This window comes from Bacillus sp. bc15, assembly GCF_900142585.1.
GTDB classification, from domain to species: domain Bacteria; phylum Bacillota; class Bacilli; order Bacillales; family Bacillaceae_G; genus Bacillus_A; species Bacillus_A cereus.
Map to the genome: position 1 here is coordinate 1,252,929 of NZ_FRBJ01000001.1, position 23,453 is coordinate 1,276,381.

A 23,453-nucleotide genomic window follows, 5' to 3' on the forward strand; every position below is an offset into this window, starting at 1 on the left:
ATTTCTTGCGCTTTCGGTTCTTCTTTAACTTTTACTTCTTCTTTAGGCTTTACTATTTCTTGTGCTTTCGTTGTTTCTTTCACTTTTGCTACTTTCTGCGTCTTTACTTCTTTCTTTTCTTTAACTGATTTTTGTACTTTCGTTACTTGCTTTGCTTTCTCTTCAGTTTTCTTTTCAGTTGGTGCTGTACTTGATAGGAAAGAAACGTTGGCATAAGCAGTTTTTCCTTTATACTCAAATTGCAGCCATCCGTCTTTTACTTGATGCGTTGATTCAATTACATCATCTTTTTTTAGTCTGCCAAGAATTTCTGAATCTGTGTTTGCTTCGGTACGTACATTTAACAAATTCGCAGTTACATGATACACATCTTTTGTAAACTCCGAACTTACAAACACTTCTTTACCGTTCAATTCAATTTTTGACCAGCCATCTTCGGTATTTATGACTTTTAACTCTTGCCCATTCTTTACTTTTTCGACCACTTTTGATTCTGTAGTCGGTTTTTCACGTACGTTAAGTACATCTGCTGTTACGATTGTTTCTGCGGTAGCGGTTGTGGTAAACGCCCCCAATCCAAAAATAGTTGCTGTTGCTGCGCCAATTACTTTTTTCATATTAGCCTCCATTATATTTTTTTGAATTTTATCAAATGTCTCTGTAAAATTGTATAATTTTACATAATATCAAAACATTTGCAACAGTATATTAATACGGCTTAATATACTGTTATTAAAACTCCTCACTTCAATACTAACAAATTCTTATTTCTAATTCTATATATTATAAATCTCCTTATCTTTTATAAAAGCCTCAGGCCCTTCTTCACACTAAATAGTTGTTGCAATTCCCGCCAAAAATAAACTTACGATTGCTAAAATTTGAGTAGCGACTATAGCCCCTCTTAAATGAAACTTATAATCTTTATATCCTTTCATACCTGCCGTACTAGGAATCACAACAAACCTTGGAGTAATCCAGCAAAAAATTAGCCAATCAATTATAAGTAAATCTACTAAATTGAAAATCATTAAAATACCAAAAGTGTGTAAATAAGCATCCATATACATTAATTTTTCATGCTTATGTAATATATATGTAGAAACGAAAGGACAACCGAAAAGAATAGCATTGTATACAATATTAAAGTAAATGGTTTGCTTTTTTTCATGAATCGATTTTGGAAAAACTACTTTTTGAATATCTTTCGGATAATCAGTTAATGAAAGTCGAGGATTATAATATAAGGACCCTAAAATCATTACGGATAGTACAATAGACATGATGACACCAACGTACATCATTTGCTCAAATTGATTCATATGCTTCATTCACCCTTTTCTGTAATTACTATGTTAATCATTCACTTAATTACACATTGTATGTACGTACATAATCAAAAATTAACATCTAGCTTTAATAGTGAAGCAAACAGATGCAAACGTACTAAAAGCAATGATCGATCCAAATAATATCCCTTCTCGCAAAATTTTACTAAGCGTAGGTTTTACATTGGAGAAAGTTTGTGAGATTGATGGATTACCTGGGGAAATTTTGAGCACATACATATAATTACAAAAAGGCAGTGCTACTTATGTAGCACTGCCTTTTTCTTTATTGGAATAATCCTTTTCCTTTATTCATTTACTTATAAAGTATTGTCAGTTCTTCTTTATGTTCTGTATTTCCACATTATAAATATTTCACGTCAAGGAGAGATGACTGAAATGAATAATCAAAAAATTGAACTTACTGGTCGTATCGTTACACCTAATGATCCTGATTATAATTCAGCGCGTGAAGAATTCAATACATTCTTCAACAAATTTCCGTTAATCATTATTTTTGCTCAAAATACGCAGGATGTAGTAAACGCTGTTCGCTGGTCAAGGCTACATAACGTTCCTATACGCATGCGCTCTGGACGTCATAATTATGAGGCATTATCCGTCAGTAATGCTGGTCTTGTAATTGATGTAAGTGAAATGAAGCAATTAGAAATAGATCACAATAATGGAACTGTAACTATCGGGACTGGATGGAGAAATATTTCTTTAATTGAAACACTTGCAGCTGAAGGATTAGTTGTGCCGAGTGGTGTTTGTCCTACTCCCGGGATTGCAGGTGTTACTTTAGGTGGCGGACATAGTATTCTCTCTCGTCCGTTTGGATTAACTCTCGATCATTTACTTGAATTAGAAATGGTAGACGCGAATGGTTGTATAATACGCGCTAACGCCAAGTGTAACTCCGATCTCTATTGGGCTTCGCGCGGTGCTGGTGGTGGTAACTTTGGAATATGTACTTCGTTTAAGTTTCGAACACATAAAATTAATACGGTAGGATTTGCAGAAATAAGCTGGGGGATATCAGATTTAAAACCTGTATTAACCTCTTGGCAAGAATATACGCTACCTTGCGCTAATAAACGACTTACAACTACTCTTTTTATGTCTGCAGGATTAGAACCATCATTATTAATGCAAGGTGTATTTCTCGGTTCTGTACAAGAATTGCAGTCGCTACTACAGCCATTACTAGAAGCCGGTTCACCACTGCAAGTAACTATCGAAGAAATACCATGGGCAGAAGCAGCAGCGAAAATAGCTGAGAAGCAACCTGCAACACCTTTACCATTTAAAAGTGTTGGTCCATATGTATATGAACTATTACCAGAAGAAGGACTATCCATTATCGATCACTTTATTAATAATGCACCTCCCTTTTCCACCACCTCCGTATTTTTCCACGGATTAGGCGGTGCTGTTGCTGAGGTGCCAAATGAGGCGACTGCTTACTTTTACCGAAAAGCACTATCAAACATGTCAATATTCGCTACTTGGGGGCAACCAGAAGGTGCTGGTGGAAGTATTCGATGGGTTGAAGATTTCCGTTTGGCAATGCTCCCCTTTACAAAAGGTGTCTACGTTAATACGCCTGACCTTTCCATTAAAAATTGGCCAGATGCATACTTCAGTTGCAACTTTGACCGATTAATGGAAGTAAAAGCGAAATATGATCCGAAAAATGTCTTTAACTTTCCGCAAAGTATTCCGCTTTTTTAAACTATATACTCCACCTAATCTATCTAAATGCAAAACATCCATTTAAAAAAATGGATGTTTTGTAAAAGTAAATTTACATAATATAATTATCGATCACTTATACCAAATAACTATTCAATCACCGAAAGTAAAACTTTCTCAAGCTCTTTTTTAGACAACATACTATCATTTATATACACTTGATATGCATTTCTTCCTTCCCTTGCTGGCACAACTATTTTCATAGCCCGTACATGCGATTCTTTATACTCACCGAATGTAACGTTATAGCCATTTAATTTATATTTCTTTATATCTCCAGTAAAATTAGGTCCTCTTTCAGATGGTTTATCAAATGGTCTATCAATAAAGTAATCTTTATATTCTTCTTCAACAATTTCTAATTGATGAATTGTAAAACCTAATTCTGCATCTGAAGTATGTGGCTGTTTTTTTACATTTTGATTTTCATATCTCATCGTAATAAGCGGCATAGGTTTTCCTAGTGTTGCTTCAGCTTTTACCTCTTCAAATACTAATTGATGTCCAACCGGAATATATGTTGGATGCTTGATTGGAAAACCAGTTATTTGTCCAGCTTGTTCAAATGTATAGGTAAAATGTTGATCTATTCTTTCTTCATATGTATGTAATTGTTCCATTACCGCTCTTTCTCTCATTTCTTCATCAGCATTTAGACGATTTGTAGCTGTATATTGTCTCTCACCATTCTCTACGACACTTACTTTTTTATAAAAATAGTACGATTCCTGTAATAAAGTTACATACTTATCAAAATCCTTTTCTGTAAATATACTTTTAGCAATTTCTATACGTTCCATTACACCATTATAACCATCCTCAGTCATTCCCATATCTTGTCTTGCTTTTTCTGGTGTCCCTACAATTTTATCCATTAATGTTGTACCTGCAAAAGTACCGGTCGGTATTAAAATTGCCGCAGCTACAAATCCAAGCAATAATTTTTTCTTCATAGAAATCTTCCTTTTTATTTTCGACAGTTGGTATTTATAAAAAGAGTTTTTCACTTGATTATCTAGATTTGGAGACGGGTCTAGACTCTCTGCTTTTCTTTTTAGTTCATTCGTTACATATCTCTCAAAATCCATTTACTTCTTCCTCCCTTTCGTTTGGCATTTGTTCCATTTCCATTCTTAATCGTTTTAGTGCTGTGTGTAGTCGAGATTTCACTGTACCAATAGGGATTTGAAGAAGTGTAGCAATTTCATCCAAGCTATATTCATGGAAGTAACGCATAATGACTACTTCACGATGTTTATAAGATAAATTTTGTACAACTTCTACTAATTCACTTCGTGTTTCTTTATGTAAAATAGCTTCATCCATTATGTAAGGCCGATCTTGTTCATACATTTTCTTCTTTTCAAAGATTCGAAATCGTCGCCACGATTTACGACGCCAATCCTGTACTTCCTTGACAACTAGTCCATGTAACCAAAAACGAAATGAACGATTTATATCATAGTTTGTTATGGACTTCCACATATTGATGTACACTTCATTAACTATATCGTCTACATCTTGGTTTTGACTTCCTACTAAAAATACTACTGTTCTATAAATATCTTTACATGTATATTCATAAATAATCTGAAAGGCTTCTTGGTCCCCAGACCCCATTTTATATAGCCATTCCTTTAATTGTACTTCATCCAAAGCTCCATTCCCCTCTCATGATCTTTCACACTATATTCGCTCGTTTTTCACAAAAGGTTCATTTTACATGAAAATTTATTTATTACAATAAAAATATAAGGTATATTTTTATGAAAAGGAGGAATTCAAGAATGAATACAGAGGATAAAATTTACGCTGAAAAAGTGTTAAAAAATCTCTTTATCGGATCACAAGTTGATGGATTACAATTTGGTATTTCTTCAGGCGCTATAAAGATTCAGTTTACAAACTTTCACGACTCCGTTGATTATGACGAGCAATTATATATCAATATCGAATCAAAATGGTGTTTATTTAATAAACCTCAAAAAAGATACCCATTAAATGAAGATGAATTTGAAGATTCTTCTGTGGAAGAAGAATATGAGAGAATATTTAAGATAAGAAGACAAAAAGTTACCGATATACAACTCGGCTTAGAAAGCCCTCATTTAATTATTAATTTGGAGAGCGGACAAATTATTTTTGTAAATGGTTTTCATGATTATTATGAATGTTGGCAAGCTGGTGTCCTATGTGAGCAATGGCTTGTAGTCGCTGCACCTGGGAATGAAATCGTCACTTGGACTCCTGATGAGTTTATCGATAAATAAACTGTTTTCACGAAGAAAAACCGAAAATATTTTATGAACTACATAACTATTTCTATTACACTTAAACGAATAGACATTTTACTTTAATAGAAATCATTTTATTAAATTTGAAAGGATAATAATGATGGCATGTGTCCATGATTTTGGAATAATTGACGAATTTAATTCTCAAAAAAGTTACAATGATTATACACCAGAGAAATATCATTGTATTTCTGTTAATGATGATATTATCAGTAGTTTAAATCAAAATTTATCAATTATGAAAACTTACTTTCATACAGTCAAAAATCAGGAATACGGTTTAGCTTATTGTGGTATTACAATTATCCCTCCTGAATCTTTAGCAATTTTCTATGAAACAGTTACATCTTCAAAGTTCCTCAGAAAATCTGATGAGCTGAATGAGTTAGCTTCAAAAATTGTACAAGCTGCAGCAGAACAGAAGTACATGATCCATTATGGGGTTTAAATGTAATTCAAAAAATGCTTAGGATTTCTCCGAAGCATTTTTTGTATGTTACTAATACATTTATTCCTTAACCATTTAGTCAATGCTTGAGCCTATGGTCCCTTCTTTTACAAGTGAGGGCGCCCCTATTAATCTAAATAAGCGTCTCATTTCCAATCTTCCAGCTAAACCATTTCCCGTGTCCTTCTGTTTCTCCAACCGTTTCACGATATTCGTTTCCGTTAATATAATAATCAATATGAAGGTCACGATCCCACATGTTGTTATACAGGTGGAATACATCACGTTTTGCGCCGATTTCTTGTATTTGTTTTTCTAATTTATGTTTAACTTGTTCTGGTATTTGATTTGCGACGTGTGTATGGAAAATACAAATAACAGCTTCTTCACTTATTTGTTCAATAATAGATGATAATAGCTCTACACCGTCTCCTTCTATTAATTGGACAGATTCATTTTTCACTAAAGATGCAGCTTGATCAAACATCTCAAGCCTTTCTTTATGTTCTGGCCAAATTAAAGCACGTAACCATAAATAATCTTCCTCATTATGTAAATCATTCACATGTAAGTCCAGTCCGATTCTTTCTACGACAGATGGGCTTTCTTTTAGAAAATGCGGTACATTCTCCCCTCTTATTTCAGAAGTTACATGCACATTTGAATTTATATTTCCGTACATTTCATCCGTCCCGTACGAATAACGATATTGGTCCCAGAACAGTTGCAACCCAGAACTTGTCCCAATTTCAATTAACGCTAACGGCTTCTTCACTTTGTTAAATATGTAGCAGAAACTTGGGTATAAGTATGCGCACCGTCTTACTTCATTTGTTTGAACGAGTTTCGTTTGTAACAAAGTAATGATTTCTTCTCGGTACTCTTTACAGAAATCTTTAAAATGATTAAAAGCTTTATCTAAATTTGTATCAGCATTTTCAACTAAACTACTATAATACGTTTTTAAATGATGTTCTTTCCCTGCTAGCAATAAATAATGTACTGCACCTAATAGTAAGTTTGGGACTGGTTGACCTACCTGAGCATAGGACGATAGTGTAAGTACTTCCTCATTTTCAGCAATTTTCATTGATAAATATTCATATAAATCACTTGACCCTTTACATTCCTTTATTGAAAAGTTTCGAAATAAGTTTGAAATTTGTTCTTTTGTACACATTAGAGTCCCTCCTTTTTATTTTTCAGAATAATCTTACCATTACAGAAAGAATAATCCCATAAAAAGGTACTCGATTTAGTCACTTAAGGATACGTAAGCTTTTTCGAGATAATTTCAAACTGTAATTTTTTTCTATTTACCACCTTAAAAGAGCTTGTTAAATAAGATTTTTAGCGAATAAAACGTTAAATAGTTTAAAATTATCAGATAACACTAGATATTTTAGTCTATTAATTATTATAATAGAGTATGAGATGGTTATATAATTGAGACAAAAAAGGTATACACCTAGGTGGGGCCTAGGCGGTGTTTCTCTTTTACGGCTTAGACATAGAAAACACCTACACTTTTTTGCCAATATAGGGGATGGAGAGATTATCATGAGCAACATGCAGCAAAAAACAGACGTTATCTTAATTGGTGCAGGAATTATGAGTGCAACGTTAGGCTCATTACTAAAAGAATTAGCACCAGAATGGGAAATTAAAGTTTTTGAAAAACTCGCAAGTGCCGGGGAAGAAAGCTCTAACGAATGGAATAATGCAGGTACAGGGCATTCTGCGCTATGCGAACTGAACTATACTTCCGAAAAAGCTGACGGATCTATAGATATTAGTAAGGCTGTAAAAGTGAATGAGCAATTCCAGCTTTCAAGACAATTTTGGGCATATCTTGTAAAGAGCAAATTAATTCGTAATCCACAAGATTTTATTATGCCACTACCTCATATGAGTTTAGTACAAGGGGAAAAAAATGTTGAGTTTCTAAAAAACCGTTTTGAAGCGCTTTCAAAAAATCCACTGTTTCAAGGAATGGAATTTTCTGATGCTCCTGAAACATTAAAAAAATGGCTTCCACTCATTATGGAAGGCCGCACATCTAATGAACCGATGGCGGCAACGAAGATTGACTCTGGAACAGATGTTAACTTCGGTGCATTAACACGTATGTTGTTTGATTACTTAAAAACAAAAAATGTCGAGCTAAACTACAAGCATAGTGTCGAAAATATTAAGCGCACGAAAAATGGTTTGTGGGAAGTAAAAGTACACGATATGAATAGTGGTAAAATTGAGCATCATACTGCTAAATTCGTCTTTATTGGCGGCGGTGGCGGTAGTCTACCTCTACTTCAAAAGACTGGTATCCCTGAATCAAAGCATATCGGAGGATTCCCGGTAAGTGGACTATTTATGGTATGTAAAAACCAAAAAGTTGTAGAGCAACATCATGCGAAAGTATACGGTAAAGCTAAAGTTGGCGCTCCGCCAATGTCTGTACCTCATCTAGATACGAGATATATAGACAATAAAAAAGCTTTACTGTTTGGACCATTCGCAGGCTTCTCACCTAAATTCTTAAAAACTGGTTCCAATCTTGACTTAATCGGTTCTGTAAAACCGAATAACGTCTTAACGATGTTAGCCGCTGGTGTAAAAGAAATGGGACTTACAAAATACTTAATTCAGCAAGTTATGTTATCACATGAAAAACGTATGGAAGAATTACGCGAATTCATTCCGAACGCGAAAAGTGAAGATTGGGATATTGTAGTTGCTGGGCAACGTGTACAAGTAATTAAAGATACTGATGCTGGCGGTAAAGGAACACTTCAATTTGGTACAGAAGTAGTAAGTGCAGCTGACGGCTCAATCGCCGCATTACTAGGTGCATCACCAGGTGCTTCTACTGCTGTTCACGTCATGCTTGAAGTATTAGAAAAATGTTTCCCAAGCCGCATGGTAGAATGGGAAGAAAAAATAAAAGAAATGATTCCTTCATATGGCATTTCACTAACTGAAAATCCAAGATTGTTCCAAGATCTTCACACTTCGACTGGTCGTACACTTGGATTAAACGAAAAAGAAACTGTTCATAATTAATGAAGAAATAAAAAAAACGTCCGATATATTCGGACGTTTTTTTTGTCTACTAAAAATTATACTTATCAATATTATCTTTCGTAAATACAACTCGTTCTGGCAATACGATAATTCCGTTTCCTTCTGCCTCATAATCATATCCTTGAATGGAGTTTGGCTCTACTTTCACTTTTCCGATTCCTTTTACTTCAAAGCTATCCCCTACTTTTAACTTCTTTCCTTTTACAACAATCTCATTTGCTACATAAGTTGCCAACGCACCTTGCTGTTTGACATCCCATAATCCGAATTGTTGTACTGTTCCTCGTTTTACATAATCACGCATAACGTTCGGTGTAGAAAATCCAGTTACCACTACTTTTTTATCCATTTTTAAGTTTTCAGCTGCTTGCGCCATGGCTGGGAGTGCTGTTGCATCTGGACAAATAACTGCGTTAATATCTGGATACGTTTTTAATATGTTCTCCCCTACGGATAAAGATTTTTGTGCATTATTTTCACCGTACTGCGTCGTTACAATTTCCCAGTTCGGATATTTCTTTTTAATAATTTCTTTCGCTTTCGTTACCCATTGGTTTTGATCCGTTACTGTTGGACTAGAATAAAAGAACGCTACTTTCCCTTTATCTCCAATTTGCTTGGAAGTCATTTCAATTAATAAGTTAGCAAGTTGGTCTGGTGTCCCTTGACTTATATAAAAAGAACGGTCTTTCGGATTCACATCAGAATCCCACGTTAAGACAGTCATTCCTTTTTTCTTAGCACGTTGCAATGATTGCGATAAACCATCAACTGATGTAGAGGAAACCATAAGTGCATCATAATTTTGGTTAATAAAATTATTTATATACTTTACTTGCCCTGATACACTCGCTTCAGACGGCCCATCATATTTCACTTGTACGCCTAGCTTATCTCCCATCTCCTTTGCTCCTTCACCGCCCGATGTAAAGAAGCCAACTCCAGTTAATTTCGGGATAAATGCAAATTTCACATCATCCGCTTTTTTCTTATCTGCCGTTTGACTGGAACAAGCGATTAAACCTATTAAACAAATACATACAATCAATACAATCCCTAGTTTTCTCTTCATGACATTTCCCCCTTATGCAAATTCTTTCTTTTCTCCGGTATGAATTGATGTAATTTGAAATGTCTCATAATAACTGAAAGAATTAGAATCATACCAATTACTACGTTGGATTGTTCATTTGTTAAACCCGTCATTTGCAAACCATACTGCATGAGCCCAATAAAAATACTCGCTAGTACAGTACCGAAAATACTTCCTTTTCCGCCTGTAATAAGTGTCCCGCCTAATACGACTGCTGTAATGATTGGTAAAATTGTTTCATTTCCCATATCAGCACGTGCGGAACCAAAATATGCGGTTAAGAAAGCACCTCCTAATCCACCTCCTAACCCAGAAAGTATGTAAGCGATAATGACTACTTTTTTCGTTTTAATCCCGGTGTATTTTGCTGTATTTTCGTTCGCACCTGTTAATTTTACATGGCGCCCGTATATAGTTCGGTGAAATAATACAGTATATAAAACTGTTAATACGATCAGTAGCCATAATAAATTCGGTATTCCTATAAAACTACCGTTTGCCAGTTGTACAAATGTGTCAGGTAAACCGCTTATTCCTTCATACCCAGAAGCACCTGCTCCTCCTGAAATGACGAGTGCAATTCCTCCATATAAAAACATCGTTCCGAGTGTAACGACGAGTGGTTCTACATCTGTCATTTTTATAATGAGTCCGTTTAAAGCGCCTGCTAAACAACTAATTATTAGGGCGATTATGACAGCAAACAAAATAGGTATTCCGTTCATCCAAAGTACACCAATCAAGATCGAAGTGAGCCCCATTATTGATCCGACCGATACATCAATTCCTCCTGTTACAATAACGAAAGTCATTGGTATCGCCGCAATTGCGATAAATAGGAAATCATTTGTACTAAAAAGGAGATTACTAATATTTAAGAAATCACTATTTATAAAACTAAAAAGGATGAATTCTATAAGAAGTAATACAATTAGAACCCCTTCCCATCTATATACATACTTCATAGATTCATCCTCCTTTCTGCCTTCCACTTTTTCATAACACTATCTAATATGATGATAAGTAATAATAAAAAACCTGAAATAGCATTATTCCAAAATGCTGGTATTTTTAAAAAGACGAGTGAGCTACTTATTGTTTCTAAAAATAACGCTCCTAATGCAGCTCCAAATAAAGATCCTGTTCCTCCTTTTAAATGAATTCCTCCTAGTACAGCGGCTGCGATTACTTGTAATTCTAATCCTGTACCTGTTTGATTTGGCACGAACCCGATATCCATAACAAATATGCAACCAGCGAGCGCAGCGCTTATGCCTGAAATCATAAACGCATATATCTTCACTTTATTAACAGGTATACCAATAAGCCTCGCGCCATCTTCATTATCACCTACCGCATAAAAGTATCTTCCCAATGGCACTTTTCTTAAAAAGAAGTATAGTAGTAGTAAAATAATAAGAACGAACCATACAGTTATAGGTAAACCAAGAATGATGATAGATGACAGCTGCTTAAAATCGTTTGGAATATCTTCAATCCACTTCCCGCCTGTGAAAATTAACATTGCACCTCTAATAATTCCTAACATGCCTAATGTCATAATAATGGCTGGTACCCGAAACTTCGCAACTCCAATACCATTTACGAAACCGATAATGGCCCCAAGTATAATAGCTACAAATATCGACAAGAATGCACTATACCCATTCGTTAACATCATTCCGCAAACTGCTGCACTTAACCCCATGCTTGAACCAACTGATACATCTATATTTTTCGTAAATAAGACGAACGATTGGCCAATTGCTAGCACGACTAAAATAACGCTAGATTTCATCATTAAAGATAATGAATTAAATTGAATAAAACTAGGGTTTATCATTCCTACAATAGCTATATGAATTAGTAGTAACAGTATGATAGACGTTTCATGCATTTTTAACATATGTTTCATTCCGCTACACCTCCGTATGCAAGGCGTGTAACTTCATTCACACTCAGTTGTTCTTTTTCCATATGAGAAACAAATCGCCCATTTCTCATTACATATACACGGTTTACTAATTGGACAATTTCTTCAACATCTGAAGAGATTAATAAAATTGCGAGTCCTTCCCTTTTCATTTTTTTTATCGTCTCATACACTTCAAGCCTTGCTTTCGCATCAATTCCGCGAGTCGGCTCATCAAGAATAATAATTTTAGGATTACATGCAAGATACTTCGCAAGCACGACCTTCTGCTGATTACCTCCTGATAAAGATGCCAGTTCTTTATTCATATTCTGTACAACAATTCGGAACTGTTCTATAAACGAATTAACTAAAGCGCTTTCTTTTTCTTGATTTATAAAAAAGCGATTATTTTGATATAAACTTGCTGCTGCAATATTTTCTTTAACAGAAGCAATTGAGAAAATTCCATTCCTCGCCCTATCCTCTGGCACATAAACTAGTCCTTCGTCTAGCCTTTTATGCAAAGAACACGTATCAATTGATTTTCCACCCAATAAGATAGACCCTGATTTTATAGTTTTCAATCCAAATATCGCTTCTGCTAATTCCGTTCTGCCAGATCCTATAATGCCAGCAACACCTACAACCTCACCCGCATGTACAGTGAATGATATATTTTCGAATGCGTGACCATTTATATCAACCACTTCTAATATTTTTTTCGTCTTTGCTGTCTCTTGAACTACTTCTATTTTCTCTTTCTGTTTATATCCTTTTGGCAATAGTCCTTCCATCAGCATGTCATATGTATAGTCACATACATCACCTTGGCTTACAACCATTCCATCACGTAGTATTGCTACTTTGTTTGCAATTTCAAAGATTTCTGGAAAACGATGCGTAATATAAATCATCCCAATTCCTTTTTCTTGCAAGCTTTTCATCAGCACAAAAAGACTCTTAATTTCATGAGTTGTTAATGTCGATGTTGGCTCATCTAAAATAAGAATCTCAGCGTCTCGTATTAATCCTCTAATGATTTCTACTAACTGTTGCTGCGCAATGGATAACGATCCTCCCTGTTCATTAAGATCAATATCCCAACTTAAACTGTTAATTAATTGCTGAACTTTTACTTTTAGTTTCTTTCTATTCCCCTCTAATCCAATACATATATTTTCTTCAATGGTCATATGAGGAAAAATGAGCGGTTCTTGTGGTATTAAATAAATCCCTTCTTGGTGTGCTTCTTTTGGATTTGCAAACTGCTGTCTCTTTCCTTTCACATACATTTCTCCACTATCATACGAATATAACCCCGTTAATATTTTCATTAATGTCGATTTCCCGGCGCCATTTCCACCAACTAAAGCGTATATATCACCATGCTCTACTTGTAAGTTCACTTCCTTTAGCACAAGTTGATTCGAAAACGCCTTACTCATTTTCTTCACTTGTAATAAGGGCACATTCTCCACATGATGTCACCTGCCTTTACCCAGAACATTTTTTGAGAAAATGATTATTTGTTCTACTTGTTTTGTAGCATTGTATATTCCTTTTTTCATATCTAGAACACTTTTTTCAATGTACTATTAATCGTTTCAACTGGAATAAACAAAATATGTGACACATATGTTTAAGCATTGGTCAATTGTTGAAAGGGATGAAGAGTATGTCACAGCTGAACTTTGAAGAAAATTTATTAACTAAAGTAGCCTGGTACTATTATAAAGATCAATTAACACAACAAGAGATTGCTTCACTTCTTCATATTTCAAGAAATAAAGTCGTCCGGTTATTAGATAAGGCACGCAGTGAAGGTATCGTTACATTTCACGTAAAAGGAACCGGTTTGCATTGCTTGAGCATTGAACGTGACTTAATGAAAAAGTTCCACTTAAAAGATGCTTTCATTATCCCTACTCCAATAAACAATTATGCTACTTCTCTCGGAAAAGCCGCTGCACAATATTTAGAGACTCATCTCCAACAAGGTGATTTACTCGGCATCGGCTGGGGTGAAACGATAAGTAAAATGCTAGAAAACATTCATTTTGAAAGTTCTATTAATCTTTCATTCGTAACGCTAACAGGCGGAGTAAACCACTATCTTTCAAGAAAACAAAACTATTTACACTACATGCAAGGTGATCTTCATATTATTCCTACTCCTTTTCTAGCATCTTCTACTGAAATGGCACGAAGTATTTTATCAGAACCAAGTGTGAAAGATATGCTTCATGTCGCTTCACTTGCACATACAGCAGTTGTCGGTATTGGCGGGTTATCTCAAGACGCTACAATTGTAAAAGAAGAAAAATTAACGCTACGTGAAATGACATATATTCGAAGTCAAAACGGGGCGGGCGATATTTTAGGACAGTTTTATAATACGAATGGTGAGTTATTAGAGCTCTCGCATCATAATCGTCTAATTGGCACACCACTTATGATTCTTCGCAACATGAAGCATGTCATTGGTGTGGCTGGAGGTACACAAAAGATAGATGCCATTTATGGGGCTTTAAAAGGGAAATTTATTCATACATTAATTACTGATGAAGAAACTGCGCTCTCCTTATTAAGAAAGGAAGGTGATTCTTAATGTCTACTTTATTAGCTTTCGATGCTGGTACAGGAAGCATTCGAGCTGTTCTTTTTGATTTACATGGCAATCAAATTGCAGTAAGCCAAAAGGAATGGGCTCATAAAACTGATCCTCGTTACCCCGGTTCTATGAATTTTGATGTAAAAGAAAACTGGCAACTTGTACAACAGTGTACGAAAGAAGTTCTGCAAAAAAGTAATATACTTCCCTCTTCTATTCAAGCTATTAGCGCTACAAGTATGCGAGAAGGTTTTGTTTTATATGATAAAAATGGGCAAGAAATATGGGCATGTGCAAATGTTGATGGCCGTGCATCCGCTGAAGTTAGTGAGCTAAAAGAAATCCGCTCACATCTTGAAGAAGATTTATACAGAAAATCTGGGCAAACTTTTTCATTGGGTGCTTTACCACGTCTACTTTGGATTAAAAAACATGAACCAGACGTCTACAACAATATTCACTCCTTTACGATGTTAAATGATTGGATTTTGTATAAATTAAGCGGCGTACTGCAAATCGATCCTTCCAACGGTTGTACGTCTGGAATCTTTGATTTACAAAATAGAAATTGGGATAACAATGTCGCTAAAGAGTGTGGTATATCTTTGCCATTTTCACCAAAAGTAAATGAAGCTGGCACTGTGATTGGTAATGTTACAAAAGAGTGTGCAGCACTAACTGGTTTACTTGAAGGAATTCCTGTCGTCGCTGGCGGCGGTGATGCTCAAATGGCAGCACTCGGGACTGGAGTCGTAAAACCAAATCAAACTTTAATATGCGGCGGCAGCTTTTGGCAACAGGAAGTGAATATTACAGAGTCAACAACGGATCCAAATGCGGCAATTCGAGTAAATTGTCACGTCGTTCCGAACCTTTGGCAATATGAAACGATTGCCTTTTTCCCTGGCCTCGTTATGCGTTGGTTTCGAGACGCTTTTTGCCAAGAAGAAAAAAAGCTCGCTGAAAAACTCGGTTTAGACGCTTATGAATTATTAGAAGAACAAGCGAAAGACGTACCTGTCGGTTCATATGGTATTATCCCTACTTTTTCAAACGTTATGAACTACATTTCTTGGCGTCATGCCGCACCTTCATTCTTAAATTTAAGTTTAGACGCTGACAAATGCGGAAAAAAGGAAATGTTCCGTGCTATTGAAGAAAATACGGCCTTCGTTACACTTGGAAACTTAAAACTAATTGAAAATCTTACTGGTACATTCCCTTCTGAAGTTGTTTTTGCTGGCGGTGCCGCTAAAGGGAAACTATGGCCACAAATTCTATCAGACGTACTCGGCATTCCTGTAAAAGTACCCGTTGTGAAAGAAGCAGCTGCTTTAGGAACTGCAATTGCTGCTGGAGTTGGCGCTGGCATATATTCATCTATGGAAGAGACTGCCGAACAATTTGTACAGTGGGAAAATACATTTGAACCAATCACTGAAAATCACGAACTATATAAAGAGTTCTATGAAACATGGAAAACTGTATATGACAGTCAGCTCGCTTTAGCTGATAAAGGGCTCACCTCACATATGTGGATTGCGCCTGGTGCACTGTAACACATTACATAAAGGAGTGAACTGTATGTTAAAAGCGAATGAAAATGACTTCTCCTATCGCTTCGGTGATAACGGGCCGAAATATTTAATACAAGGTCCAAATATTGATCTTGGCCTTGTTGTCATTCAACCGGGCCAGGAGTTTCAAAACCATTATCATACGACGTGCGAAGAGGTCTTTTATGCATTAGAAGGTGAAATAGATTTCTATGTGAATAATGAAAGAGTTCCAATTAAACAAGGTGATGTCCTGCAAGTTCGTCCTCATGAATCTCACTATCTTATTAACCATTCTGACAAACCTTTTAAAGCTGTTTTTATTAAGTCACCACATTTACCAAATAAAGATACTGTACAAACGGAAAATCCAACATTAACGAAGGAGTGATTTTGAATGACTTGGGGATTTAAAAATCGATTAAATACAATTTTACCTGATGGTAGAGCGGTTATGTTAGCAATAGATCACGGCTACTTTTTAGGGCCAATTCACGGGCTAGAACAACCACTTGAAACAGTTAAAAACTTACTTCCTTATACAGACTCCCTCTTTTTAACACGCGGTGTACTTAGCTCCTGTATTCCTGAAAACTGCAGCACACCGATGGTTATGCGTGTATCCGGTGGCGCTACTGTCGTCGGTAAAGATTTAGCGAATGAAACAATTGTTACACCTGTGAAGGAAGCAGTGAAGCAAAACGCAATTGGCGTTGGCGTTTCTGTTTTTGTCGGATCAGACTATGAAACACAAACTGTTACAAATCTCGCAAATGTAGTTTCTGAAGCTCATGATTACGGCCTACCAGTACTCGGCATTACCGCAGTCGCAAAGGAATTACAAAAACGTGAAGCTCGCTTTCTAGCACTTGCTTCCCGCGTATGTGTTGAAATGGGTGCTGATATTATTAAAACATATTACTGCGAAGGATTCGAAAAAATAACGAGCACATGCCCTGCCCCAGTCGTCATCGCGGGTGGCCCAAAACTAGATTCAATTGAAGACGCATTAAACATTACGTACAATGCATTGCAAGAAGGCGCTATCGGAGTAGACATGGGCCGAAACATATGGCAATCCGAGCACCCAGCTGCGATGATTCAAGCAATACATGGCATTGTGAAAAATGGATTAAATGTGAAAGAGGCACTTGAACTTTATGATGATGTGAAGAATTAATGTGAAAAGACAGACTATTTATTAGTCTGTCTTTTTTGTTAAAATAAAGTAAAGGAGGAATGATTATGCGAAGAATGACTTTCGAACGTCCTACCGATCATTACGATGAACGCTTATACTCTATTGATGAAAAAATTTGCGCCCTATTAAAAGAACGAAAAGAACTTTCAGGTGGTGACCCAGGTTTTCCACATGATGAAGCGATTTATAAATGGGCAAAGCAATACGAATTTTATCCAGACTATCTAAACTCATTATTCTCTTCCATGATGGATGAAGAAGAATTTAAACCTCGCGTTGAACCAACTGAGTTTAAAAAACATGTACCTGTTTTTAAAACTTATGAACATAATGGCGTCATGTATACTGTAACTTTTATTCGGCAATATGCAAATGCTAGTGTAGTTTATTTATATAGCGATTGGGATTCCACGGATGAAGATTTTATTGAAAATAAGCCTCATAGTTTCTTCCAATTATCAATAGATGATACATACGATTGCTGGTCAGAAGGTGGTGGCGGCACCGATGGACATATGAATCATCAATTCGTTGTATCTCCTGTCCTTCCTGATAATTTGTCTGGAATAAGCTTACGATTTAAAGAACTCAGTATGCCGTTTAGGAAAGATCAAGCTGTGCTTGAATTTGAAATTCAGATAGACAAATAAGGTGAGACTATAATCAATCCACAAATAGTAAGATAAATAAGGTAATAAAATAAACAAGCCCCTTTCCAAACTGGATAAGGGGCTAAATATACACCTTCAAATGATTACTCTTGGTGATTACTATTAAGCTTTGAAATTTTCTTACCTTCTCTATAATCAAGACAAGACACTTCAATTAATAAGCCATTAAATACTGTAAAATAAAAACCATAACTACTACCTCGCATCGAATAAGGTTCCTTATCTATTTCAATGCCGCCTGCTACTAAACGATTATACGCTTGATCCACTTCATTTGTAGTTTCCACTAAAAAACCAATATGAAAAGCTTCCGGATACGTAACTTCCTTATTCCCTTTAAATGCTTTTGGATCACTTAGCACAAGTATAAATCCACTCTCATCACTCATAACTACAAGTGCTTTCCCTTTTTGTTCCAAAAATTGAAAATCAAAAAATGTTTCAAAGAAATGTCTCACTTCTGATAAGTCATCAACACATAAATTTAAATGATTCAGCTTCATGTACTCATCTCCTTTTAAACAGAAGGGATATAGACTCATTTTCATAACCCTTAAATATGTAAGGCAAGATATTCAAGCGTTCCATCTAAGACTATGCTTTATAAGTCTAATATTTTTTTCTATATCCTAGAACATTTTTTTAATGAATGAAAGATTTCCTATCATTTACATCCCCCCAGTAATAAAAAAGAGGATACATGATTGCTTCTACAACATGTATCCTCTGCTTGTATATTACGACTGTTGATAAGCCGATTTCGATGATTTCACATAATAAACTGCATGATCCACATTAATAATATGATCTGGCTTTGGTTTACCACGGCCCGCTCTATGTCCAGCTAAGTGTTCTTCACTTGTTTCCCAGTTTTTCCATGCTTCTTCAGATTCCCAGCGAATCATTACGACAACTTCTTCGTCGCCGCGTCTTACTTTTTTCACGAGAACACTTAAATCGATGAAGCCTTCAAATTTTTCAATAATACCTTCTCCAGTGAAACGTTCTACAACTATATTTGATGTACCTTCTTTTACTGTAAATGTTTTCGTTTCGATAAACATATATCCCACTCCCTCTTTGTTATACGAATACTAGTATTCTTCTATTATAATTGATTATGATAATTATTTTCAATTGTAAAGTTTTAATTTTTTGAATTATGCTGATTTCTTTTCTATCGCCTCATCTAAAAATTTGAAATATGGAAGTAACATCCCTATTAAAGATGTAACACATATAATTGCACCGATGATTACAAATAGCACTCTTACTCCCCACATTTCACTCAATATTCCCCCTACTAACACCCCTAATGGCATAGCGGATCGTATAAAAAATAAACGCACTGAAAATACTTGTCCTATCATATTATTTGGGACGGTTTGTTGGCATATTGTCGTGTTATGAACATTGAAAAATGCAATACAAATCCCTGCTATTACTTCAATTAGTATTGCAATGATAATACTATGATTGAATCCTAATGAAATGTATGTGAGTCCCCCTATAAACAATCCTCCAAGCATAAGTATACGCCGGCTTTTATATGTTACTTTTCCGACTAATACTGAGCCAATTACGTAGCCAAGTGGAAAACCTGCCATAAAATAGCCGTACTCTGCATATCCCGCTAACAGCTCGTCTTTTATATAAGGAAGATTTGTGACCATCGTTACCCCTACTCCAAACTGCACGAAAGTAAGAAATATACCGAGCCAAACGATGATTGGTTTTGTAAAAAAATATGTAAAACCTTGAAGAAATTGTTCTAGCCACGTTTTTCGTATATCTGTTGTAGTTCTCTTTTCTTTTATATAAAGTAAGAAAGCACCACTAACAAATAGACAAATACATACGAAAGATAATGTAAGTTCTGTTCCAATGAAATGAATGACTACTCCGCCCAATACTGGCGCAAGAAACATCATGAGACGAGTCATTCCATCAATATACGCATTTGCGTCTTGAAGTTGTCCTTGACTTACAATGCTCGGTGTAATTGCTTGACTTGCAGGTGTATAAAGAGGTGTAATAAGTCCCACTACAATTTGAACAACATAAATGTGCCAAACTTCTATACTACCTGTAACTAGCATCACCAAAGGTAATAAGAATACGGACGCCCGTATCCATTGTGAAAAAATCATAATCCACTTCCGGCTCCATTTATCAATAAATGGGCCACTTATTAATTGCAGTATGAGTGATGGGATGAAATATAATAGCCACATACTACTTAAAGCCATTTCCGATCCTGTTAACTCATATACTAGAATTGAATTACATAACGTTCCGAAAGCCCCTCCTAATTCAGAGATTGCACTACCAATCCACATAAAAAAGAACGAACGATTTTTCAATATATTTTTCAATTTCACACACCAACTTTTCTTTTATATTCCTCCCTTTATGTACATTCTCGTTGTTAATTATCTATTCAAAAACATATCTAATTCTTTCGCTAAAGACTGTACTGCTTTCTTTCTTAATACATATTTTCCGTCATGTATATCAACTAACTTCGCTGCACGTAACAATTTCAAATGATGGTGTACAGTCGATTTACCAAGCTGTAATCTTTCCGTTATTTCCTGTAATGTACGTTCTTTTTCAAATAACATTTTTACAATTCGCAATCTCGCCTCATCCCCAAGAGCCTTATGTTTTTGAACTAAAAAATAATTCGGTTCATACGGATCTTCAGGATGAATGCTTTCATTCGCAACTGGATAATGAAATACTTTCGTATCATCAATATCCGCTTCAATATTCCACGGTCTGTACGTCATTTGCGGAATAAGAAGTACGTGATGAACACTTGGCTCTGGCATATAGTTCACTCCGCCAGTCGCCCACTCGACAAACTCTTCCGGCTTCATCTTTTTATTCATTTCATTTTTCGCTTCATAATCTCGTTTTAATATAGAAAGTATTTGTTCTTCCTCTCTTTTAATAACACTCTCATACCAACCTGTCATAACAGCGATTAAATGCGATTTCAGCACTTGTACATCTACATTACATATAAAGCTAATATAAGTAGAAAAAAACTGATGATTATCTGTTAGTTCCTTTAGTTCGTGTATTGCACATACAACTCCCGTTGCAGCTAAACGTCTTTTCTCTTCATACTTCTCTCCTAAAAACGGTAAACATATAAATTTCAAATCTTCTTCTGAAAATGAATCAATTTTAAAATTAAACTGCGATAAATCTTGAAAATCCTCTTCATACAATAACTGGAGTAATGCTTTCCACGTATTATGTTCTTCTACAAACTGTAAGTGTTCTCTCATTTCTTCTGTTAATGCTTTCTTAATTTCTTCCCATTCACTTTGAGTCTTTTCAAGAGTATCAATTAACCTTTTATGAGTAATCGCTGCAATGCCAAGTGCACATTCGAAAAGTATCGAATATTTCACCTGAACGTTGTATGTTTCCCTTTTTCTGCTCGTTATGTGATAGACCTCCATTTTTATCCCCTCCTTGTTTGCTATATAACATATTCTATTTTTATCGAATTTTACCTTCTATATTTTTAGAACCGTTTTGCAACTTTAAAAAAACTTTAATCAATGAGCAAACAGAAAAAGGTTTATACTCTTTTCATTCTGACTCAATGAAAGCCTTGATTATTAAATATCATATTAAAAATGAGATTTTTTAATGGCTCAATTATACGTTGTATTTCACTCTCTTGTTCAACTATAGAGAAGGTTTATTGAAGAGAAAAGCGAACGCTTCAAGTACATGATGCCTTACAATCTTCATTAACCGCCCTTCAAGAAGCAGAACTAGATCAACTAAGTCCTTCTCTACCAGTTTGGCAACAATATATGAATATCCTTTTGCATGATGCTTATCATACAGGACAAATTATACAGCTTCGGAAACTTCAAGGTTCATGGCCAACTCACCGTTCTTATTTATAAAGTGAAATTTTAATCAGCTCTTACCAATCGGGATTTTGCGGGCAGCCCATCCCCACTTCACTTCTTTGCTTTCCCTGAATTTTGAGGTAAAAGTCTTACTGCCCGTTAATCCGGGATAAACGATGTTTAAAATCGCATACGTTTAATATCCAACAAAACAATTGAAAACAACTAATTGTTCGATAATTACTGCGATTGCTCAAAATAAAGCAAATTAAAATACATTGATTCCTAACATAACTTACATGCTTCATAACTTCTAATCATAATCCAAATTTGGAAGAATAGATGCTTTTTTATATACAAATAATAAGCCTCAAGGAGTTGTTGACATGCATTTCATATTGAATATGTTAGGGATTTTCGTTGTCATATTAATCGTTTTCTTATGTTCGCCTAATAAAAAACATATAAAATGGAGACCAATTGTAATTCTCATCCTATTGGAGCTTTTTATTACATGGTTTATGTTAGGCACAAAGCTCGGCAGTATTATCATTAATAAAATTGCGTCATTTTTCAGTTGGCTACTAGCATGTGCGAATGAAGGTATTCGATTTGCATTTCCTTCAGCTATGGAAAGTCAGCACATTGATTTCTTCTTTAGTGCGTTACTTCCTATCATTTTTGTTATTACTTTTTTCGATATTCTATCTTATTTCGGAATCTTAACTTGGATTATTGATAAAGTAGGTGCAGTTATTTCAAAGATTTCTCGTTTACCAAAGTTAGAAAGTTTCTTTTCGATTCAAATGATGTTTTTAGGAAACACCGAAGCACTTGCGGTTGTTCGTGATCAATTATCTGTGTTAAAAGAAAATCGATTATTAACTTTTGGAATTATGAGTATGAGTAGCGTTAGCGGATCCATTCTTGGCGCTTATTTATCAATGGTGCCAGCAACATATATTTTCAGCGCCATTCCATTAAATTGTATTAACGCATTAATTTTAGCCAATGTATTAAATCCTGTGGAAGTTTCGAAAGAAGAAGACGTTGTTTACACACCTTCAAAACATGAAAAAAAGGATTTCTTTTCTACTATTTCAAACAGTATGTTAGTTGGGATGAATATGGTTATCGTTATTTTAGCTATGGTAATTGGTTATGTAGCTTTAACAGCATGTTTAAATGGGATTTTAGGATTTTTTGTAACGGGGTTAACAATTCAAAAAATCTTCTCCATTATCTTTAGTCCTTTTGCATTTTTACTCGGTTTATCAGGCAGTGATGCTATGTATGTAGCTGAATTAATGGGGATCAAAATAACGACGAATGAATTTGTTGCAATGATGGATTTAAAATCAAACTTAAAGTCGCTACAACCGCATACGGTTGCGGTTGCAACGACATTTCTAGCTTCTTTTGCTAACTTTAGTACAGTAGGTATGATTTACGGAACTTACAATTCATTATTTGGCGGAGAAAAATCATCAGTCATCGGTAAAAATGTTTGGAAGCTTCTTGTTAGCGGGATGGCTGTTTCTTTATTAAGTGCTATGCTCGTTGGGCTATTTGTATGGTAAATAATTTTTATAATAAAAGACACCCAAGCCAAT

23 protein-coding genes and 2 pseudogenes are annotated in these 23,453 nt (G+C 35.3%); 12 read left to right on the forward strand and 13 right to left on the reverse strand.

Annotated features, from left to right (window positions below; translation table 11 throughout):
• Together BUA87_RS06340 and BUA87_RS06345 are read right to left on the reverse strand one after the other, a co-directional pair.
• Nucleotides 1-617: SH3 domain-containing protein (locus tag BUA87_RS06340; protein WP_256678918.1), on the reverse strand; the 617-nt coding region annotated here is incomplete at its 3' end.
• A 213-nt stretch (nucleotides 618-830) separates the two neighbouring features.
• A complete protein-coding gene (locus tag BUA87_RS06345; RefSeq protein ID WP_001071236.1) occupies nucleotides 831-1,322 on the reverse strand; it encodes a hypothetical protein in 492 nt (163 codons plus the stop codon).
• A 97-nt stretch (nucleotides 1,323-1,419) separates the two neighbouring features.
• On the opposite strand from BUA87_RS06345, the pseudogene BUA87_RS06350 reads away from it, so the two are divergent.
• Nucleotides 1,420-1,572: pseudogene (locus BUA87_RS06350) on the forward strand (N-acetyltransferase); the annotation flags it as partial.
• Between the two features lie 155 nt (nucleotides 1,573-1,727).
• The gene (locus BUA87_RS06355; RefSeq protein WP_025117868.1) at nucleotides 1,728-3,065 is read left to right on the forward strand and encodes an FAD-binding oxidoreductase; all 1,338 of its coding nucleotides are present in this window, start codon (nucleotides 1,728-1,730) and stop codon (nucleotides 3,063-3,065) included.
• A 110-nt stretch (nucleotides 3,066-3,175) separates the two neighbouring features.
• Here BUA87_RS06355 and BUA87_RS06360 read toward each other — a convergent pair whose 3' ends face one another.
• Together BUA87_RS06360 and BUA87_RS06365 are read right to left on the reverse strand one after the other, a co-directional pair.
• Nucleotides 3,176-4,174, reverse strand: a complete 999-nt coding sequence (locus BUA87_RS06360) for a hypothetical protein (protein ID WP_072938779.1) — start codon at nucleotides 4,172-4,174, stop codon at nucleotides 3,176-3,178.
• Nucleotides 4,164-4,742, reverse strand: a complete 579-nt coding sequence (locus BUA87_RS06365; RefSeq protein WP_000344752.1) for a sigma-70 family RNA polymerase sigma factor — start codon at nucleotides 4,740-4,742, stop codon at nucleotides 4,164-4,166. The genes BUA87_RS06360 and BUA87_RS06365 overlap by 11 nt, the downstream gene beginning before the upstream one ends.
• 131 nt (nucleotides 4,743-4,873) lie before the next feature.
• On the opposite strand from BUA87_RS06365, the gene BUA87_RS06370 reads away from it, so the two are divergent.
• Complete coding sequence (locus tag BUA87_RS06370; RefSeq protein WP_072938782.1) at nucleotides 4,874-5,356, forward strand: hypothetical protein; 483 nt, start codon at nucleotides 4,874-4,876, stop codon at nucleotides 5,354-5,356.
• A 121-nt stretch (nucleotides 5,357-5,477) separates the two neighbouring features.
• On the forward strand, nucleotides 5,478-5,828 hold the full coding sequence (locus BUA87_RS06375; protein ID WP_002094063.1) for a hypothetical protein: 351 nt from the start codon (nucleotides 5,478-5,480) through the stop codon (nucleotides 5,826-5,828).
• A gap of 133 nt (nucleotides 5,829-5,961) precedes the next feature.
• Here BUA87_RS06375 and BUA87_RS06380 read toward each other — a convergent pair whose 3' ends face one another.
• A complete protein-coding gene (locus BUA87_RS06380) occupies nucleotides 5,962-7,008 on the reverse strand; it encodes a DUF2332 domain-containing protein (RefSeq protein ID WP_072938785.1) in 1,047 nt (348 codons plus the stop codon).
• 380 nt (nucleotides 7,009-7,388) lie between these two features.
• Between BUA87_RS06380 and BUA87_RS06385 the strand changes: the two genes are divergently transcribed.
• Nucleotides 7,389-8,891, forward strand: a complete 1,503-nt coding sequence (locus BUA87_RS06385; protein ID WP_000069138.1) for a malate:quinone oxidoreductase — start codon at nucleotides 7,389-7,391, stop codon at nucleotides 8,889-8,891.
• Nucleotides 8,892-8,940: 49 nt separating this feature from the next.
• Here the strand turns inward: BUA87_RS06385 and lsrB are convergent, their stop codons facing one another.
• The 4 genes from lsrB to BUA87_RS06405 are packed head-to-tail and all read right to left on the reverse strand — an operon-like array spanning nucleotide 8,941 to nucleotide 13,398.
• Nucleotides 8,941-9,984, reverse strand: coding sequence for an autoinducer 2 ABC transporter substrate-binding protein LsrB (lsrB, locus tag BUA87_RS06390; RefSeq protein WP_000823652.1), 1,044 nt, complete (start codon nucleotides 9,982-9,984; stop codon nucleotides 8,941-8,943).
• On the reverse strand, nucleotides 9,981-10,970 hold the full coding sequence (locus BUA87_RS06395; RefSeq protein ID WP_000878499.1) for an ABC transporter permease: 990 nt from the start codon (nucleotides 10,968-10,970) through the stop codon (nucleotides 9,981-9,983). Before BUA87_RS06395 ends, lsrB begins: the two co-directional genes overlap by 4 nt.
• Complete coding sequence (locus tag BUA87_RS06400) at nucleotides 10,967-11,920, reverse strand: ABC transporter permease subunit (protein ID WP_072938788.1); 954 nt, start codon at nucleotides 11,918-11,920, stop codon at nucleotides 10,967-10,969. Before BUA87_RS06400 ends, BUA87_RS06395 begins: the two co-directional genes overlap by 4 nt.
• Entirely contained in the window at nucleotides 11,917-13,398 is a 1,482-nt protein-coding gene (locus BUA87_RS06405; protein WP_061660025.1) for a sugar ABC transporter ATP-binding protein, read from the reverse strand. Before BUA87_RS06405 ends, BUA87_RS06400 begins: the two co-directional genes overlap by 4 nt.
• Before the next feature lie 179 nt (nucleotides 13,399-13,577).
• On the opposite strand from BUA87_RS06405, the gene BUA87_RS06410 reads away from it, so the two are divergent.
• The 5 genes from BUA87_RS06410 to BUA87_RS06430 all read left to right on the forward strand — a co-directional run bounded on the left by BUA87_RS06410 (nucleotide 13,578) and on the right by BUA87_RS06430 (nucleotide 17,938).
• A complete protein-coding gene (locus tag BUA87_RS06410; RefSeq protein WP_002005323.1) occupies nucleotides 13,578-14,528 on the forward strand; it encodes a sugar-binding transcriptional regulator in 951 nt (316 codons plus the stop codon).
• Nucleotides 14,528-16,090 carry an autoinducer-2 kinase gene (gene lsrK / locus BUA87_RS06415; RefSeq protein ID WP_072938791.1) on the forward strand — a complete coding sequence of 521 codons (1,563 nt, stop codon included), beginning with the start codon at nucleotides 14,528-14,530 and terminating at the stop codon, nucleotides 16,088-16,090. Before BUA87_RS06410 ends, lsrK begins: the two co-directional genes overlap by 1 nt.
• Nucleotides 16,091-16,115: 25 nt before the next feature.
• On the forward strand, nucleotides 16,116-16,478 hold the full coding sequence (locus BUA87_RS06420) for a cupin domain-containing protein (protein WP_000909986.1): 363 nt from the start codon (nucleotides 16,116-16,118) through the stop codon (nucleotides 16,476-16,478).
• Nucleotides 16,479-16,484: 6 nt separating this feature from the next.
• On the forward strand, nucleotides 16,485-17,267 hold the full coding sequence (gene lsrF, locus BUA87_RS06425; protein WP_000219782.1) for a 3-hydroxy-5-phosphonooxypentane-2,4-dione thiolase: 783 nt from the start codon (nucleotides 16,485-16,487) through the stop codon (nucleotides 17,265-17,267).
• 65 nt (nucleotides 17,268-17,332) lie between these two features.
• Nucleotides 17,333-17,938: a hypothetical protein gene (locus BUA87_RS06430; RefSeq protein WP_072938794.1), complete on the forward strand. Its 606-nt coding sequence runs from the start codon at nucleotides 17,333-17,335 to the stop codon at nucleotides 17,936-17,938.
• A gap of 104 nt (nucleotides 17,939-18,042) precedes the next feature.
• Here the strand turns inward: BUA87_RS06430 and BUA87_RS06435 are convergent, their stop codons facing one another.
• From BUA87_RS06435 to BUA87_RS06450, 4 genes are all read right to left on the reverse strand, one after another.
• A complete protein-coding gene (locus BUA87_RS06435; RefSeq protein ID WP_072938796.1) occupies nucleotides 18,043-18,462 on the reverse strand; it encodes a VOC family protein in 420 nt (139 codons plus the stop codon).
• A 234-nt stretch (nucleotides 18,463-18,696) separates the two neighbouring features.
• On the reverse strand, nucleotides 18,697-19,023 hold the full coding sequence (gene hmoA, locus BUA87_RS06440) for a heme-degrading monooxygenase HmoA (RefSeq protein ID WP_000469498.1): 327 nt from the start codon (nucleotides 19,021-19,023) through the stop codon (nucleotides 18,697-18,699).
• 96 nt (nucleotides 19,024-19,119) lie between these two features.
• Entirely contained in the window at nucleotides 19,120-20,340 is a 1,221-nt protein-coding gene (locus tag BUA87_RS06445; protein ID WP_072938799.1) for an MFS transporter, read from the reverse strand.
• A 51-nt stretch (nucleotides 20,341-20,391) separates the two neighbouring features.
• Nucleotides 20,392-21,435, reverse strand: a complete 1,044-nt coding sequence (locus tag BUA87_RS06450; protein WP_000454579.1) for an ArsR/SmtB family transcription factor — start codon at nucleotides 21,433-21,435, stop codon at nucleotides 20,392-20,394.
• 258 nt (nucleotides 21,436-21,693) lie between these two features.
• Between BUA87_RS06450 and BUA87_RS06455 the strand changes: the two are divergent.
• Together BUA87_RS06455 and BUA87_RS06460 are read left to right on the forward strand one after the other, a co-directional pair.
• Nucleotides 21,694-21,894 (forward strand): annotated as a pseudogene (locus BUA87_RS06455) (DinB family protein); the annotation flags it as partial.
• 332 nt (nucleotides 21,895-22,226) lie between these two features.
• The gene (locus BUA87_RS06460) at nucleotides 22,227-23,420 is read left to right on the forward strand and encodes a NupC/NupG family nucleoside CNT transporter (protein WP_000545484.1); all 1,194 of its coding nucleotides are present in this window, start codon (nucleotides 22,227-22,229) and stop codon (nucleotides 23,418-23,420) included.
• Nucleotides 23,421-23,453: the final 33 nt, after the last annotated feature.